This window comes from Streptomyces sp. NBC_01217 (assembly GCF_035994185.1).
In the GTDB taxonomy this organism is placed as follows: domain Bacteria; phylum Actinomycetota; class Actinomycetes; order Streptomycetales; family Streptomycetaceae; genus Streptomyces.
The window spans coordinates 236,026-253,040 of sequence record NZ_CP108538.1 but is presented as its reverse complement, the minus strand read 5'-3'; the positions used below and the strand labels follow the sequence as shown (position 1 = coordinate 253,040).

The 17,015-nt window shown below is 68.5% G+C and carries 10 protein-coding genes and 1 pseudogene; 3 read left to right on the top strand and 8 right to left on the bottom strand.

Features of this window, described 5'->3' with window-relative positions:
* Positions 1-115 precede the first annotated feature (115 nt).
* The 3 genes from OG507_RS00825 to wrbA form a co-directional block, all read right to left on the bottom strand.
* Positions 116-1,207 (bottom strand): zinc-binding dehydrogenase, encoded by a 1,092-nt coding sequence (locus OG507_RS00825; RefSeq protein WP_327365159.1) that lies wholly within the window; start codon positions 1,205-1,207, stop codon positions 116-118.
* Between the two features lie 141 nt (positions 1,208-1,348).
* The gene (locus OG507_RS00820; protein ID WP_327365062.1) at positions 1,349-2,098 is read right to left on the bottom strand and encodes an SDR family NAD(P)-dependent oxidoreductase; all 750 of its coding nucleotides are present in this window, start codon (positions 2,096-2,098) and stop codon (positions 1,349-1,351) included.
* 96 nt (positions 2,099-2,194) lie between these two features.
* Positions 2,195-2,815, bottom strand: a complete 621-nt coding sequence (wrbA, locus tag OG507_RS00815; protein WP_327365061.1) for an NAD(P)H:quinone oxidoreductase — start codon at positions 2,813-2,815, stop codon at positions 2,195-2,197.
* Between the two features lie 1,047 nt (positions 2,816-3,862).
* Here wrbA and OG507_RS00810 point away from each other — a divergent pair.
* Complete coding sequence (locus OG507_RS00810) at positions 3,863-5,938, top strand: SpoIIE family protein phosphatase (protein ID WP_327365158.1); 2,076 nt, start codon at positions 3,863-3,865, stop codon at positions 5,936-5,938.
* Positions 5,939-6,036: 98 nt separating this feature from the next.
* On the opposite strand, the gene OG507_RS00805 is transcribed toward OG507_RS00810, so the two are convergent.
* Positions 6,037-7,791, bottom strand: coding sequence for a CocE/NonD family hydrolase (locus tag OG507_RS00805; RefSeq protein ID WP_327365157.1), 1,755 nt, complete (start codon positions 7,789-7,791; stop codon positions 6,037-6,039).
* A gap of 618 nt (positions 7,792-8,409) precedes the next feature.
* On the opposite strand from OG507_RS00805, the gene OG507_RS00800 reads away from it, so the two are divergent.
* Positions 8,410-9,693, top strand: coding sequence for an MFS transporter (locus tag OG507_RS00800; RefSeq protein WP_327365156.1), 1,284 nt, complete (start codon positions 8,410-8,412; stop codon positions 9,691-9,693).
* 155 nt (positions 9,694-9,848) lie between these two features.
* On the opposite strand, the gene OG507_RS00795 is transcribed toward OG507_RS00800, so the two are convergent.
* Both OG507_RS00795 and OG507_RS00790 read right to left on the bottom strand, forming a co-directional pair.
* The gene (locus OG507_RS00795) at positions 9,849-10,301 is read right to left on the bottom strand and encodes a MarR family winged helix-turn-helix transcriptional regulator (RefSeq protein WP_327365155.1); all 453 of its coding nucleotides are present in this window, start codon (positions 10,299-10,301) and stop codon (positions 9,849-9,851) included.
* A 316-nt stretch (positions 10,302-10,617) separates the two neighbouring features.
* Positions 10,618-11,511 (bottom strand): LysR family transcriptional regulator, encoded by an 894-nt coding sequence (locus OG507_RS00790; protein WP_327365154.1) that lies wholly within the window; start codon positions 11,509-11,511, stop codon positions 10,618-10,620.
* 147 nt (positions 11,512-11,658) lie between these two features.
* On the opposite strand from OG507_RS00790, the gene OG507_RS00785 reads away from it, so the two are divergent.
* Positions 11,659-12,891 (top strand): MFS transporter, encoded by a 1,233-nt coding sequence (locus OG507_RS00785; RefSeq protein ID WP_327365153.1) that lies wholly within the window; start codon positions 11,659-11,661, stop codon positions 12,889-12,891.
* 398 nt (positions 12,892-13,289) lie between these two features.
* On the opposite strand, the pseudogene OG507_RS00780 reads toward OG507_RS00785, so the two are convergent.
* Together OG507_RS00780 and OG507_RS00775 are read right to left on the bottom strand one after the other, a co-directional pair.
* A pseudogene (locus tag OG507_RS00780) lies at positions 13,290-15,702 on the bottom strand (MFS transporter).
* A 566-nt stretch (positions 15,703-16,268) separates the two neighbouring features.
* Entirely contained in the window at positions 16,269-16,874 is a 606-nt protein-coding gene (locus OG507_RS00775; RefSeq protein ID WP_327365152.1) for a TetR/AcrR family transcriptional regulator, read from the bottom strand.
* Between the last annotated feature and the right edge of the window lie 141 nt (positions 16,875-17,015).

Sequence of the window (17,015 nt, the reverse complement as noted above, 5' to 3'; positions counted from 1 at the left end):
CGACAACGGGACTCCCGAAATCGACGGCCACCCTGCTCGACACAAGTTGATCCACCAGGAGTCCCGTTACTGCCCATGGCCGAAGATCTCTGATGCAACGGCGTTGAGCGGGCTACTACGGCACGATCACGGCCTTGAGCGGCTCGCCGCGTCCGACGGCGTCGATGGCGTCCTGCGCCTGCTCGAGGGAGAAGCGGTGGGTGACCATTTCGGCGAGCGGGAACCGCTGGTGGCACATCCGGGTGATCTGGATCGTGTTGTACATGTGCCGCGGCGTCGTGTAGGCCGAGCCGATGACGCTGATGTTGCGGTTGTTGAGGTAGCGCGGCTCGACCGGCGAGGTGCCCGGCGCGGACCAGAGGCCGAGGATGACGTATGTACCGTTGGTGGCGACGAGCGGGAGACCTTCGGTGAACGCGGGGACCCTGCCGGCGGCCTCGATGATGACGTCCGCGCCGCGGCCGTCCGTGATCTCCATGACCGCGGCGGCCCGTTCCTGCTCGGTGGTCTTCGTCACGTCGATGACGGTGGTGGCCCCGAGCTTCTCGGCCATCTCGAGCCGGTTGGCGGGTGCGCCGAGGACCGTGACGCTCCCCGCGCCGGCGAGGTGCGCCAGGAGTGTGGCTGCGAGGCCGACGGGGCCGGAGCCCTGCACGATGACGTTCTGCCCGTACTGGATGCCGCCCAGCCGGTCGAGGGCGTGCAGCGCGGTGGGCATGGCGCAACCGAAGGCGATGAGGGCCTCGGCCGGGACGTCCTGCGGGATCTTGAAGAATGTCATGCCGTCCGGCAGCCAGGCGTACTCCGTGTAGGTCCCCACCGGCGGCTTGTCCCCGTGCTGGTGCAGCTGGTACGTGACCAGGTTGGGGCACATGGACACGTCTTCCAGGACGGTGCAGTAGTAGCAGCGGTAGCACGGCAGCGCCGGCTGCCAGTAGACGAGGTCTCCCACCGCGACGGGCTCTCCGGCGTAGTCGGTGGTGACCTCGGAGCCGAGTTCCTCGATACGGCCGATGGCCTCGTGCCCGAGGACCATCGGGTTGGGCAGCGTGATGTCGCCGGACTGGAGGTGGTGGTCCGTGCCGCAGACGCCGGACATCTCGACCGAGACGATGACGTCACGGCTGGATGCGGACGGGGTGGGGCGCTCCCAGATCTCCAGGGGAGAACCGGGCTTTACCAGTACGGCGCGCTTGACGTTGCGCATGATCTGCGACTCCTTTTCTCTTCTGATGGGTGCCGGGGCCAGGTCGTCCGGCGACGCCGCCGGACGGCCTGGCCCGGGGTGAGACGTTTTCGCGCAGCCTCCGTCGGCCCCAGAGGGGCTGACGGAGGGCCGGTGGATGGGTCAGCGGGCGTAGCCGCCGTCGGCCATGATCGTCTGGCCGGTCACGAAGGCGGCGTCGTCGCTGGTGAGGAAGGCGATGGTGCCGGTGAGGTCTTCGGGAAGGCCGTTGCGCTTGATGGCCTGGGCCTGGGCGGCGGCGTCGCGAGCTTCCTGGGGGTGGACCTGCTGGCTGCCGGGGGTGATGGTCAGGGTCGGGCCGACGGCGTTGACGGTGATGCCGAAGGGCGCGAGGTCGTTGGCCAGGCCGCGGCTGAAGCCGATGTTGCCCATCTTGCTCGCCATGTAGTGCGAGAGGCCGGGGATGTTGGTGACGATGGAGTTGGAGGTCAGGTTGACGATGCGGCCCCAGCCGCCCTTCTTCATGGTCGCCAGTACGGCCTTGACCATGAGGAACTGCGAGTCGAGGTTGACCGCGAGCACGCGCTTCCAGGTGTCGTAGTCCAGGTCCTCGATGTCGCGGAAGGGGAAGATGCCGGCGTTGTTGACCAGGATGTCGGCCCGGCCGAAGCGGTCGGCGACTTCCTGTCCCACGGCCGCGGTCTGCTCCGGGCTGGACACGTCCGCTGTGAGACCGAGTGCGGTGTGGCCCTTGTCGGCGAGCAGGGCGACGGTTTCGTCAGGGCTGGTGAGGTCGACGGCGACAACGGTCGCGCCGCGCGCCCCGAGGTCGACGGCGATGGCCTGGCCGATACCGCGTGCGGCGCCGGTGACGACGGCAACGCGGCCCGTGTGTGTCTGCGGAACTGACATGTCAAAACTCCATGTGTTGTGAACTGATTTGGTTTCGTGCCTCGTTCAGAGGTGCCCGGGGCTCGTGTTGTCCGGGCATCCACGCCCGGGGGACCTTCACGCCGCGCGGCCGGCCTTCATGATCCGGGTGACGTCGGCGATGCGCCGGCCCTGGAAGGTGGCGGCGGCGCGGGCCGTGCTGTCGACGGGGAACTGCGCGTCGGCACCGGTCACGTGCGAGGTGCCGTAGGGGTTGCCGTCGACGAACTTCACGGGGTCGGTGAAGCCGGGGGGCACGATGAACCCGCCGAAGTGGTAGATGGAGTTGTAGAGCGCCAGCAGGGTGGACTCCTGGCCGCCGCGCAGCTGCGCTGTGGAGGTGAAGGCGCTGTACACCTTGTCGGCGAGCAGGCCCTGGGCCCACAGGCCGCCGAGGGTGTCCAGGAACTGCTTGAGCTGGCTGGCGACGTTGCCGAAGCGGGTGGGTGTGCCGAATATGACGGCGTCGGCCCAGGTGATGTCGTCCGGCGTGGCGACCGGGATGTGCTCGGTCGCGGCGGCGTGGTCGGCCCACGGCTGGACGCCCGCGATCACTTCCTTGGGCGCGAGCTCGGCGACGCGCAGCAGACGTACGTTGGCTCCTGCCTCGGACGCACCGGTGGCGATGGTCTCCGCCAGCTGGTGAATGGTGCCGGTGGAGGAGTAGTAGATGACTGCGACGTTGGGTGTGTGGGGCATGGTGGTTCCATTTCGGTGCTGAACGCCTGAGCCCGGGGGCTCCGGCGCGTGGGGGAGGGAGAAGCCAAGTCGGCCGACGGTCCTCCCGGCATGTCGCGCGTACACGACACGGCGACTGCCCTGGGAGGCTGCCACCTCGAGCTGCGTGCGCAAGCAATTAAACATTAAGCCGGAGTGCCCACCCACGCCATGAGACATATGGCCTACTCCCCGAGCCGTAGGCGCTCATCACCGTTGTTGCGCCGGCAGCGCCGCGGACCTCGGGCGCTGGGATGAGTGCCGCGACCAGGACCGCCCTGGTCAACAGGTTCCCGTGCGCCGTTCTCGGCGGCGTGCCGAGTCATGACCTACGACCCGAACAGCGGGTCTCCCTGGGCAACCTCACCATCCCGCCGGCCGTGCAGGGGGTCCCTCCCACACTGCGGTCGGCGGCACCGGCACACGCGGCCGGTCAACCGCCGGACGGGAGCACCGCCTCTTGGCCACCGAAAGGGCGACGCGGCTCCGGGCCCGGAACTTGCGGCTGCTGCCTGGACCGACAGCTAGGGCGGTGCCGGGCCTGCCGGGGGCGGTGCCGGGCGCAACGCAAGAGGTCTGATTAGGCTGAAGATGAGAGCACCAGTCGGTGGTGTCGGCCGCAGAACCAGCGACAGCGACCTGCAGTGACACTGAGCCCCCTAGTGCCACAATGCGTGACAGGACTGAGGGATGGGTAACTCTCCGGCGAACCGTCTTGCGCCTGGCGATGAGAAGATCGCCGGCTTCGTTCTCGACGACCATGGTCTTGTCTCGGCATGGAGCGCCGGAGCCGAGGCGCTCTTCGGTTACAGCTCGTGCGACGCCGTCGGGCAGTCGGCAACCGTGCTGTGGCCGGAAGCATTCGCCGAACCACCCTTGGGGAACGCCTCTGGACCGGCGCTGACGTCCGCCTCGGCCCCCCGTGCCGTGCTCACTGGCCGGGACGGACGCCCCGCCGATGTCGTCCTGCTCACGTCACGGTTGCTCAAGCCCGGGAAACCCGGGACCGGGGGCACTCTCGTCATCGCGGTGCCCGCGCTTGACCCGCCCGTTGCGGAGGATCAGGCGATCTTGGAGGCCCTCTTCGCGCAAGCGCCGGTTGGCATCGCCGTCTACGACAGGGACCTGCGCTTTGTGCGGGTCAACGCCGCTCTGGAACGCATCCACGGCCTTCCCGAGGAGCGGACGCTCGGCCGTTCCATCCGCGATGTTCTTCCGGGGCTCGATGCCGCGGCGATCGAGTCCAGGCTCACGAAGGCCCTCGAAACCGGGCGGCCGGTCGTCAACGCCATTCATCGCGGGCGCACCCCCGCAGATCCAGAGCGAGACCATGTGTGGAATGTCTCCTCCGTTGTCCTGACGGGACCCGATGACGGCGTTCTCGGTGTGACCGACCTGATCATCGACATCACCGACCAGTACCAGGCTCGTGAGCGTCTGTCGCTCATCGGCGAGGCCGCCGTTCGTATCGGCACGACGCTTGACGTGCCGCGTACAGCGGAGGAACTCGTGGACATGCTCGTTCCGCGATTTGCCGACGTCGCGGCGATTGACCTCTTGGACAGCGTCATGGCGGGGGCGGAGCCGGAGCCGATGGGCGAGGGCCCGGTCGTGGTGCGTCTCGTTGCCCGCAGGGCCGTCAACCCGGCGGTCTTCGAGGGAATTATCCGGCCTGGGCAGCTGCACGACTTTCCCCTCGACTCACCTCACGTGCAAAGCCTCATGGACGGGCAACCGAGGCTGATCCCGGTTGTCGACCCACATGCTCCTTGGATGCGGAACTTTGCTGACCAGCGGATCCGGTCCATGCTCAAGTACGGCATCGCCTCCTTGATTCTCGTGCCACTGCGCGCCAGGGGTGCGACTCTGGGCTTCGTACATCTGTACCGGCGTCACACCAAGCCCTTCGAGCCCGATGACCTCGTTCTCGCCCGGGACGTCGTCGCGCGCGCCGCCGTCTGCGTGGACAATGCCCGCCGTTACACGAACGAGCACACCGCCGTCCTCACCCTTCACGCGAGCATGTTGCCGCGCAGCGTCGCGGACCAGAGCGCGGTCGAGGTGGCGCACCACTACCGCCCGTCGCGCGTGCACGCGGGAGCCGGTGGCGACTGGTTCGATGTGATTCCCCTGTCGGGTGCGCGGGTGGCCCTGGTCGTGGGCTCGGTGCCGGGCAAGGGGTTCCAGGCGGCCGCGTGCATGGGGCACATCTGCTCCGCGATCCGCACGCTGGCGCAGGTGGAACTCACTCCGGACGAGTTGCTGGGCCAGATCGACGACATGGTGCCGCGGCTCCTCGAGCGCGAACACGCCACCGGATCCGCAGCCGTGGTGGAGGCGTTGAAGGGCTCGACCTGCCTGTACGCCGTCTACGACCCCATCTCACGACACTGCGTGATGGCGAGCGCCGGTCATCCTCCGCCCGCCATCGTCGGCCGGGATGGGGAGGCGGTGTTTCCCGAGCTGCCGATCAACGCTCCGCTCGGTCTGGGAGAGCCGGTGTTCGAGCCATTGGAGGTGGAACTCGACGAGGGCAGCACCCTGGTGCTCTGCAGTAAGCGCCTCCCGTACCCCGCCGACACGGCCGACGAGGGCGCGTCCCGGCTCGGCACGGTCATCGCCAGCCGTAGCCGGCCACTCGACGACACGTGCAGAGCCATCACCGATCTGGTCGCTTCCGACCTCACGACGGAAGACGGCTTGGCAGTGCTCCTCGCCCGGACTCGCACACTCGACCCCGAGAAGGTGGCCACATGGACGGTGCCGCCGGTACCCGAGGCCGTTGGCGACATGCGCTCACTCGTACTGCAGAAACTTCAGCAGTGGGGGCTGGAGCACCTGGCCTTCGCCTCCGAGCTCATCGTCAGTGAGCTCGTCACCAATGCCATCCGCCACGGCCGTGATCCGATACAACTCCGGTTGATTCTCGATCGCACACTGATCTGCGAGGTCAGCGACGCGGCAAACAGCTCGCCGCACATCCGCCGAGCAGCCACCACCGACGAAGGAGGACGCGGGCTCTTCCTCGTCGCCCAATGCTGCCATCGCTGGGGAACCCGCTACGCCTCACTGGGCAAGACAATTTGGGCCGAGCAAGTCCTGTGAGCTGACCGCTCGGGGCGAGGCGGTATCCGGGTCCCCTCGCCGGCGCCGCAGCTCGCCATGGTCACGCCCTGCGGATGATTCGTGGTAGGGCGTCGCGGTCACGACGCCGGGTGCGCGCTCCTGGGCACGAAGGGAACAAGCAGGTGGGAGGGGTGGGCGGGTCCGGTGAACAGCGTGGTCGTGCCACCGAAGACCTCGTCCGGACGGTCGTCGGGGTCGTTGTGCAGGAAGATGCCATGCCCCTTCATCGGCACGCCGTACACCTGGGGCCAGGGGCCGGTGCCCGGCAGCTCGAAATCACGGCCGGTGACGGTCAGGGCGAGCCGGTAGCCGGCCGGCACCACGACGGAGGTGGGCCAGATCTCGATGTCCAGCGCGACCACGGCCCCCGGCGTGAGCGGCTGGACGCGGTCGTGGGTGTGCCACGGACGGTAGGGAAGACTACGCCCGAGGTCGGTGGCACGGTGGGAGGCCCGCAGCCAGCCCATGGCGACCACCCCGGCCGGATCCAGGCCGCTGACGAAGGTCACGTCCTTGCCGTCCGGGTCCAGGACCCGCAGGGTCAGGAACAGATCCGCGTCGGTGGTGGTGGACGCGATGTAGATGCGGGCGGCGGCCGGCCCCGTGATCTCGGTGTCCTCCGCGAACGGCTCGGTGGTGAAGGTCAGTCCCTCGCCGGTGGCGGCGAAGTCCGCACGCTCCTCAACAGTGTGCGCCTTCTCGCTCATTGCCCTGGTCCCCGCATCGAGGTCCAGCTCGGTCCATTGGGTACGGGCGAGCGGCCACTCCTGCTCCGCGCGTTGCTCGAACGTCCCGTCGACGTGGCGCACGTTGAGCTGGACCGGCGGCTGCCGGTTCCAGCCGGTGTCCTCCTCCTTGAGGAAGTGCCCGAAGAAGCGCTTCTGCAGGCCCACGCCGTAGTCGGTGTAGAACTCCGCGAAGTGCTCGTTGCCGTGCACCTCCAGCCACTTGTCGGCCGATCCGACGCGGGCGTAACCCTCGAACCCGCCCCGGGTGTGGAGGTGGTGGGCCCAGTTCACGGCAGAGAGCACGGGAAGGTCGATTTTCTCGAGCTCCGGTGAGCGCTCCCGGTACCAGCCGTCCTCGACAGGGCGGGAGAGCAGTTCAGCGGCAGCGTCGGCACGGCGCCCGGCCAGTTCTTCGTCGGAGAGGGTGGCGGGCCCCGCGACGAGTGCCCCGGTGTTGGGGTTGCGGACGCCCCGCTCGCCGACACCGTGCTGCACCGCCGCCACCTGCACCGGGAACCACACCGAGGTGAACGTGTTCAGGATCCCGCCGTGCCGCGCGAATTCGCGGTAGAGGTCGCTGGCGCCCTCCCACGGGCAGATGGCCGCCAGGTGCGGTGGCCGCAGAGCGGCGACCTGCCACTGGTTCATCGCGTAGTACGAGATCCCCAGCAGACCCACCTTGCCGTTGCTCCACGGCTGGGTGCCCGCCCACTCGACGCACTCGTAGTAGTCCCGGGTCTCACGCGGGGAGAAGATGTCGAGCAGACCCGGTGAGCGCCCGGCACCCCGCGAGTCCACGCGGACGCACACGTACCCCTCCGGCACCCACTTCTCGGGGTCGACGGTCTCCCAGTTCTGGTACCGGTTGGACGAACCGGCGGTCACGTCCGGGTACTTGGCCGACAGCGGCCCCCACATGCCCGGGTAGCCCTCCTGGAAGGCCAGTCCCTTGGCGTACGGCCCATGGGTCATGATCACGGGATGACGCCCCTCCGCCACGGGACGGAAGACGTCCGCCCGGAGCACCACCCCGTCGTCCATCGGGATCGGGACATCCCAGTCGATGCGCATGCCGTCCCGCACCTCACTGCTGTGACTTCCCATTGTCCTCTCCGTTCATCGACGGTGTGCTTCGTTCTCCGGGGCCACGGGAAGGTCGCCGAGCGAGGTCGCGAGGCGGAATTCCCATCATGATCGATCGCTGGGGCAAGGACAGGACCGCGGTGTACTGAGCCGCGCCGGAACGCGGTTCGCCCGCTGCCGCTGATACCGCTCGGAAGATGGCATCACGGTGGTGCGATCCCCGGGGCAGTTAGCGTGACCGTAACATATGTCTATGCGCGCGCAAATAGAAGCGGACGATTGTCCGCGGATGGGGCGGGCCTCCGCGATCGGGGTGTAGGGACCGACTGCACGGCCTTCCGGAGGCCATGGACTCCATCCTGCTCCGGCATGGTTCTCCCGTGCCGCGGGTGCCGGACGATGCGCCAATGCTGCCGCTATACCACCCGCACGACGCCTTCCGGGCAGGTTGTGTCACGTTCGCCGAACCCCTGTGCGTGGGCGTCGCCCCCGGTTGTCTGTCACCGGAGGGGTGTGCGGGATGTCTTGACAGGCCCTCATGCGGTGCCCATCGTTGCGCCCAGCGCTTACGTGTTCGCTAGACGGACATGCGTCCGTCCATTGGGCACCTTCTGTCGTCGTCCCCCAAGGAACCCTCACATGACAGATAAACCCCTTGCACAGGCCGTTTCCTCCGGGCCCTCCTCCAGGCCGCTCACGCGCGCCGGGGTCGTCGTCGGGTTCGCGGTGCTGTGCGTGTCGTACATGGTCAACGCCATGGATCGGCAGGTCTTCTACCCCCTGCTCCCGGAGATCCGCGCGGAGTTCGGGTTCTCCCTCGACCAGGCAGGGCTGCTCGCCACCGGTTTCACGCTCGGTATGGCCCTGGTCGGGCTTCCTACGAGTTACCTGATGGACCGGCTCGGCCGCAAAAGCGTCCTGGTGCTGAGCGTCGCCGTCTACTCCCTGGGCACCCTGGCCATCCCGCTCGCCGGTGGGTTCGCCGACATGGGTGTCTACCGGCTGGTCTCCGGCGTGGGTGAGGGTATGCAGGCCACCGCCCTGTACGCCATCGTCGGCGCCTTCTTCTTCCACCGCCGGGCGGTCGCCGCCGGAGTCGTCGGCGTCGCCTTCGGCGCGGGCGTCTTCCTCGGCCCACTGGTCGGCAACGGCCTCGCCGGCACCTGGGGCGGCTGGCGTGGCCCGTTCTACGTGTTCGCGGCCGTCGGGCTGGGGATTGCCCTGCTCGTCCTCGCCACCGTCAGCCGCACCATGACCGAGGCGGTCACCGGCAGCGGCGGCGGCACGTCGGGCGACCGCTACGGCCACGTGCCGGCAAGCCCGTACAACCGCAACACGCTCGGCATGGGTGTCGTCTGCGCGGTGACCGGGCTGGTGAACTACGGCTTCCTCGGCCTCTATCCGACGTTCCTGCGCGAGCACCTCGGACTCGGCGCCGGGCAGGCGGCGCTTGCCATTTCCTGCTACGGCTTCGGCGCCACGATGGCGCTGCCGGCCGGCTGGCTCGGCGACCACGTCAACCAACGTTCCCTGCTGGCCGTCGGCTTCGTGACCACCTCCGGCACCGCGCTGCTCATCTACCAGTACGCCACGTCCGCCCCGGCCCAGTACGCCCTGGCCTTCCTCATGGGCGCCTTCGCCAGCGGCATCCTCTTCACCAACTGCGCCACCGCGATGCAGCGTGCGGTGCGACCCGAACTGGTCGGCCGGGGCTCGGGGCTGTTCATGCTGACTTACTATGTGCCGGCGGCCTTCTCTGGGCTGCTCTTCGCGCGGCTGGTCGAGGCGCTCGGCTGGGGCGGCGCCGGTCTGTGGCAGCTGACCGTCCTGCCCCTGCTAGGGTCGGCCGGGCTCGCCCTGCTCGACACATCCAAAATGGTCGTGCCGCGCCGGTCGGCCACCACCGATAGCACGTCCGCGTGAGCTCGTGAGATCCGGAACGGCCACCGGGTGATCAGATGAGGTGTGTCCCGGTGACCGCACGGTGGCTGCCGGAACGGATCAACCCGAGACGGACGCTGTTCCGGTTGCCGGAAGGAGAACGGGCACGAGAACGGATGTCCGGCGCACCACACGCGCTAGCCGAGATGGTCGGCGACACGCTCGAACTGGACGGCCATGCCCGAGAGAAAGTCGTGGTTCACGTGGTCCATGACGCGTCTGCGCGAACTGGTCAGGAGCGACGGATAGGCGCCTTCCAGACGCTCCATTCCCTCGGGCGTCAGGCTTGCCACGCTTCCTCGGGCGTCCACCTCGTGCCGCCGTTTCGTCACCCAGCCACGGACTTTCAGGGCGTCGACCACCCTGGAGATGCGGCTGGCCGAGAGGCGGGTGAGTTCGGCGAGATCGATCACACGCAGTTCACGGTTCTCTGCCTCGGACAGGAACATCAGGACCGTGTACTCGGACAGCGTCAGCCCGGTCGACTTCAGAAGGTCTTTGTCCAGAGCGTTCGGCAACGCGGTAATCACTCGTTGCAGGGCACGCCAGAAGCGCTCTTCTTCTACGTCCAGGGGGACATCAGCCGTCATTGCGACAGCTTAACCGCCCGTCACGCGGCCGTGTCCTCCGCTTGCCGGTGCCGACGCCGCGCTCCATCCTGTGCCGAGGTCGTGACTGCAGCGGTCGTCGGGGGGTGCGGATCGGAACCAGCCGTCCATGGACGTGATCGCCGGACGGCACCGGCGCGTCGTGAGCTGGTTCGGGCACAAGGGGACGGCGGCGGACGTCGCAGCGATGGCCGCCGGCCTTCCCCATGGGACTGGCTGCCGGCTCGGCACCGGCGACGTCCTCGACCAGCCACCACCTCGACTCCGTCACCGTTCGCCGACACCATGGCGAAAGAGCTCAGTGGCTCCTGCCGACCTGCTCGAGGAAGCGGCGGGCGGCCGGGGTCGCCGCGTGTCCCTTGGGGATGACGAGGTCGACACGGCGGTTCAAGTCGGTGCCGGCGAGCGGGATGAGCCGCAGCGGGGCGCCGGACTTCCCGTGGCGGGTGAAATCCAGCCCTGCCGGAATGATCGCGATGCCGACGCCGGCGGCCACCAGATCGAGCATCAGGGGCCACTCCTCGACCTCACACACGATGCGGCGGGTCAGACCGGCGCCGCGGAAGGCCTCGTCGACCTGCGCGCGGACCGCCCAGTGGCGCGGCACATCCACGAAACGCTCCTCTGTGAGCCCGTCGAGCGTCACCTGCTCCTCGCCGGCGAGCGGATGATCCGCCGCGCATGCCAGTACGACGGGTTCCGTGACGAGCGGAACGACGTCCAGACCCTCGCTGTACACGGGCAGCGCCGGGACGAGCGCGCAGTCCAGTTCCCCGCCGGCGACCATCTCCAGCATCTGCAGCGCCGGCGCCTGCCGGACGAAGATGTCGACGCCGGGGTGGGCGTGCGCGAACTCCGCGAGCCAGGCGGTGAACGGCAGGGTGTGGCCGATGGTTTGCAGGGTGCCGATGCGAAGCCGTCCCGAGAGGACGCCTCGCACGTCTCGGACAGCCTGCCGGGCCGCCTCGACCGCTTCGAGGGCCTTCCGTGCCGCAGGAACAAGCGCCTCGCCCTCAGAGGTGAGTCGGACCGGGCGGGTACCGCGCACGAACAGCAGGGCGCCGACGTCCTTCTCCAAAGTGCGGACCGATGACGACAAGCCGGACTGGACGATCAGCTCACGGGCGGCGGCGCGGGTGAAACTGCGCTCCTCGGCGAGCGCCACAAAGTGGCGAAGGTTGCGGAACTCCATCCCTTCATTATCTCTGTCAGAGATGAAAACTATCTCCATCATGCCGCTGAAGGCTGATGCCGGAACGGCACGGCGCATGTTCTGATCCCTGGGCGGGCGGCATCAAAGGCCGCCGACTACTCGAACGTGCTCCACTGAGGGACGGCGATGACCACGACAACACTCACAACCGCGACCCCGCGTTCGCTCCGGAACCGACATGCTTTCGGGTTCTGGTCCGTCGCGGTGGCGTTCTTGTCCTTGATGGCTTTCGGTACCGCGCCCACCCCGCTGTGGCCGCTGTACCAGGCGCGTGACCACTTCGGTCCGACCGAGGTCACCATCGCCTTCGCGGCCATGGTCATCGGCGCGGCGGTCAGCTTCCGCCTGCTCGGTCATCTCTCCGACCGGCTCGGTCGGCGCCGCATCATCGTCCCTGCCCTGGCTGTCGGCATTGTCTCGGCCGTAGTCCTCGCCATATGGCCGGACCTGCCGGGACTGATCGTCGGACGCCTGATCACCGGCGTGGCGGTGGGGCTCATGGCCTCGACGGCCACGGCCTACCTCACCGACCTGTACCAGGAGGCATACCCTGATCGCGGTGGATCGCAGGTACCGGCGCTGGTCGCCTCCGTGGCCAACCTCGGCGGCCTGGCGCTCGGCCCCATCGTTTCCGGAGCGCTCGCTGAATGGGTTCCCGCTCCGCTGGTCACCAGCTATGTAGTCTTCACCGCCGCCATGGCAGTGCTGCTGCTGCTGGTGCTCGCCACCCCCGAGACCGTCGATCGCGAACTCAGGGCCGAGGACTGGCCCGACCGCTTCGCCCTGCGCCCTGGCCTGCACCCCGTGTTCGCTGCTGCGGCGAGCACCGGCTTCTTCGCCTTCGCCCTGATGGGCCTGTTCTCCTCCCTCGGCGCGATCATGGTGCGCGGCGAGCTCGGCATCACGTCCACCTTCGTCGTCGGACTCGCCCCGTTCACCGCTTTCGCGGCCTCCGCGGCGGCACAGCTCGCGCTCGGAAAGCTGGACCAACGTCCCCAGATCCTGGTCGGCACCGCGGTCTTCCCCATCGGCCTGGCCCTCACCGCCATCGCGCTGTACCACCCGGCGCTCTGGTTCTTCCTCCTCGCTGTCGCCCTCTCCGGCGCAGGCGCCGGCGTGCTGTTCAAAGGCGCTGTCACCCAGAGCGCCATAGCGGCCCATCCCGCCTCGCGTGCGGGGGTGCTCGCCGCCTTCTTCGTCGTCGCCTACGCCGGCATGGGCCTGCCCTCGATCGCGTTCAGCATCGTCATCCGGCACGCCGCGCTCGCACCGACCATGATCTGGTTTGCCTTGGTCCTCTCCGCCGGGGCCATCGCCTCGGTGGCGATCGTCCTGCGCCACACCAGGCCCAGGCGCTGACCGAAAGCCCGGTTAGCCTCGACGCCCACCGACCGGGCCGGCAGACCTGCCTGCCGCGATCCGCGGGCGCTGGGGAGTGGAGAATTCCTCGCACCACATCAGGGACGCCACCTTCGCCGAGGACGCCTCCACCGTTCACACCGGGACCGCACCCCGGGCCACGGCGGCCTTCCGCAACCTCTCCATCGGCCTACTGAAAACCCTCGGACCGACAACACCGCCAAGACCACCCGGGCCATCCGCGACGAACCCGAACGGGCACTCCCCATCCTGGGCATCACCAACAACCGTGATACCCAAGGAGCTTGATCTAGCCCTGCTCCTTCGGCCCTGGCTTCCCTGTGCCGCCGGGCCGTGCGTCTCCGCATGCGCACGACCCGGCCGTCCGGCGTGCCGGCTCACCCCTGGGAGTGGCCGAGTTCCACGTCGACGTTCTCGTCGCTTCCGTTGCCGACGGTGATCGTGGTCGCGACCGGCGGGAAGCCGCTGGCTATCAACGCGTACTCGCCCGCGTCCAGGTCGCCGAAGGCGTACGCACCGTCGCCGCCGGTCGTGGCGGTGGCCACGACGTTGCCGGCGCCGTCCACGAGGGTGACGCGCGCCTCGGGCAGCGGCAGCCGGGTCGCGCCGCCGAGGACGGTGCCCTGGACGCGGCCGCCGAGCCGCAGTGCGACGTCGACGCGGGTCGGGCCGGTGCCGGCGACCTCGACGGGCAGGGCGGCCGGGCGGAAGCCGGTGGCGTTGACCGCGAGGGTGAAGTCGCCGGCCGGGAGCTCGGCGAAGCCGAAGCCGCCGTTCTGCCCGGTGCCGCCGGTGGCCAGCACTTCGCCGCGGATGTCGGTGATGACGACCATGGCGCCGGGGACCGGGACCCCGTCCGCCTCGGAGGTGACAGTGCCGGTGAGGCCGCCGGTGCCGGCCAGGACCACGTCGTAGGGGACCGGATTCGTGCCCGCCACGACTGTGGAGGCCTGCGGCTGGTGGTCGTCGGCCGCCGCGATCAGGACGTACGAGCCGGCGCCGGGCGCGGTGAGCGTGTAACCGCCGTCGGCGCCGGTGGCGGCTCGGCCGAGCTGCTCTCCGGTGAGTGAGATCAACGTGAGCGTGACCCGCTCCACACCGCAACCGTCGGAGTCGCGGACCTGGCCATGGATGACGCCGGGACCGGCCAGCGCCGCTTGTTCGGGCGCGGCGAGCCGGGGTACCGCCTGTGCGGCCACCCGTTCCCTGGGCTCGGGGGCCCCATCGCCTGCTGCATCCCGCTGGCGGTCCTCAGTGGCACTTCCTTGATGAAGACCACCAGCAGCAGCGCCAGGAACGACAAGGGGGCCGCCACCAGAAAGACGTCACCGGCGCCGTGCCCGAACGCGGACTCGACGACGGTGCGGACCGGCGCCGGGAGCGACCCGAGGTCCGGGATGCCGCCGTCGGAGGAGCCGGCGGACGTCATGCCCAGCGAGTCCAGGCCGTCCTTGGTGTAGTCGGTGACCCGGTTGGACAGGAGGGCGCCCAGCACGGAGACGCCGATCGCGCCACCGAGGGTGCGGAAGAAGGTGACGACGGAGCTGGCGCGCCCAGGTCGGCGGCCTGCACCTGGTTCTGCACGGCGAGGACCAGGTTCTGCATAATCATGCCGACGCCCAGGCCCAACAGCGCCATGTACATCGCGGTCTGCCAGAACGGGGTGTCGTACCGCAGGCTGCCGAGGAGAGCATTGCCGCCGGTGAGCAGGACGGCGCCGGAGACCAGGAACGCCTTCCAGCGCCCGGTGCGGGTGATGATCAGGCCGGAGACGGTGGAGGAGGCGGACAGGCCCGCGATCATCGGTATGGTGCAGATCCCCGCCATGGTCGGCGTCTTGTCGCGGGCCAACTGGAAGTACTGGCTGAGGAAGATCGTGCCGCCGAACAACGACACACCCAGGAGGAGCGAGGCGACCGAGGTCAGGCTGATGGTCTTGTTGCGAAACAGCCGCAGCGGCATGATCGGCTCGCTCGCCCGCGATTCGACCAGGACGAGCAGCAGCGCGCCCGCGACCATGGCGCAGGTCTGCCAGGAGATCCAATGATATTTGTCGCCGGCGAAGGTGACCCAGACCAGCAGCAGGCTGACGGCGGCGGTGATGAAGAAGGCGCCCGCCCAGTCGACCTTGGCCTGGCGCTTGACGACCGGCAGGTGCAGGGTCTTCTGCAGCACGATCAGCGCGGCGATCGCGAAGGGCGCGCCGACGTAGAAGCACCAGCGTCAGCCCAGCCAGTCGGTGTCGACGATGACGCCGCCGAGCAGCGGGCCGCCGACGGTGCCGACCGCGAAGGCCGCGCCCAGGTAGCCGCTGTAGCGGCCGCGCTCCCGCGGCGAGATCATCGCGGCCATGATGACCTGGGTCAATGCAACCAGGCCGCCGACACCGACGCCCTGGACGACACGGCAGGCGATGAGCATCCCGGCGTTCTGCGACAGACCCGCTACCAGTGAGCCCGCCACGTAGATCACCAGAGCCAGCTGGACCAGCAGCTTCTTGCTGAACAGGTCCGCGAGCTTGCCCCACAGCGGGGTGGTGGCGGTGGTGGCGAGCAGAGCGGCGGTGACGACCCACGTGTAGGCACTTTGCCCACCGTGCAGGCTGGTGATGATCCTCGGCAGCGCATTGGAGACGATCGTGGACGACAGGATCGCCACGAACAGCCCGAGGATCAGCCCGGTCAAGGCGCGCACGATCTGCTGGTGCGACATCGGTCCCGAATGATCTGTGTGGGTGCTGGTGTTGGCGTGCACCCTCCGTACACGGGCCGGTGATGTCGTTGTTGCCATCGTCTTTTTTTCGTGGAGTCCATGGAGGCCAAGGGCGATTGACCAGGGCCAGAGTCAGGGGCAGGCACCGGGAACAGGCGTCGGATGTATGAGGCCGGCAAGGAGTCGCGCACGTGGTCGGAAAGCCGACTCGGCGCTCGCCCGCCCGGTGAGTGATCAGCCGTAGCTGCGCCGCCACATGTGTTGCGTGTAGAGCCCGCACACTGCGCCGACATCCGGGTGGTGACGAGCGCATTGACTCACTGAGGTCATCGGCTTGTTGTCAGCGTGGCTGCGGGATCGTTCGCGGATGACGCGCAACGCGAGCGCGTGCTCTGCCTGGCGTTCGACGGCATCCGAGGAACGGGACGAGACGCGCGCGGTCCGGAAAGCGCTCCGGAACCGCTGCCCAGGGCGGACGCGGGGTGAACGGCCACTTCAAGGCGCCGGCCTGCAGTGGCCCAGCGCGAGTCCGCGGTGCGGACACCGGCGATCCGCTCGAGGGGCTTGATGTCGTTGTCCTGGGCCGAGGCAGGGAGGGCCCGGGGGCAACGCTGAAAACGCTGACTGAATCAACTTAAAACGGCTTATTGGGGACGTACGGCGGCGAACACCAGGTCTACGAGGTCTGTCAACGTCCGGGTGTCGTGGGTTTCGGTCCATGCGGTGGCGGCGACGTCCAGGCAGCTCAGGGCGGCGGAGACGAGTCCGCGCGCCTGGAGTTCAGCCAACTCGCCGCCGTGCTGCAGTCGCTTCGCGATGTCGGGAACGAGTATCTGCTGCCAGCGCAGATGCTTGTCGATCATGGCGGTACGCAGCGAGGGGGTGGTGGCAAGCATGGTGGCCCGGCGTAGCCCCAGTGGGTGCCCTTCCAATGAGTCGACGCAGACCTGCAGGGCTTGCCGCAGTGCTACCCATGGGTCTTCCTGCGCGGGTCGGTGTTCCAGGGCCGCAACGAGTTCGGTGCCGAGCTCGATGAGCTCGCCGACCACCATCTCTTCCTTCGAGTCGAAGTACCGGAAGACGCTCCGGCTGGAGATCCCGACCTCGGCGGCGATCTGGTTGACCGTTGTCTGCTCGAACCCCTGAACCAGAAACAGCTTCATCGCCTTGGCCGCGATCTCGGCCTGGACCGCGCGGCGGGCGACCTCGCGCACCCCGCCGCCTTCCGTCTTCGCACCTGTGGCTGCCATTCCTGCATCTTAACTGTCATCGGATGCCATGTGCGTCATTTGATGGCAGGTGGGAAGAGTCGGGCCCTCCCTGGCGCCGTCGGGCGAGGCACCCCGAAATGATCAGATATTTCGCATCATCCGCAGAGTGTGAACCCGGGA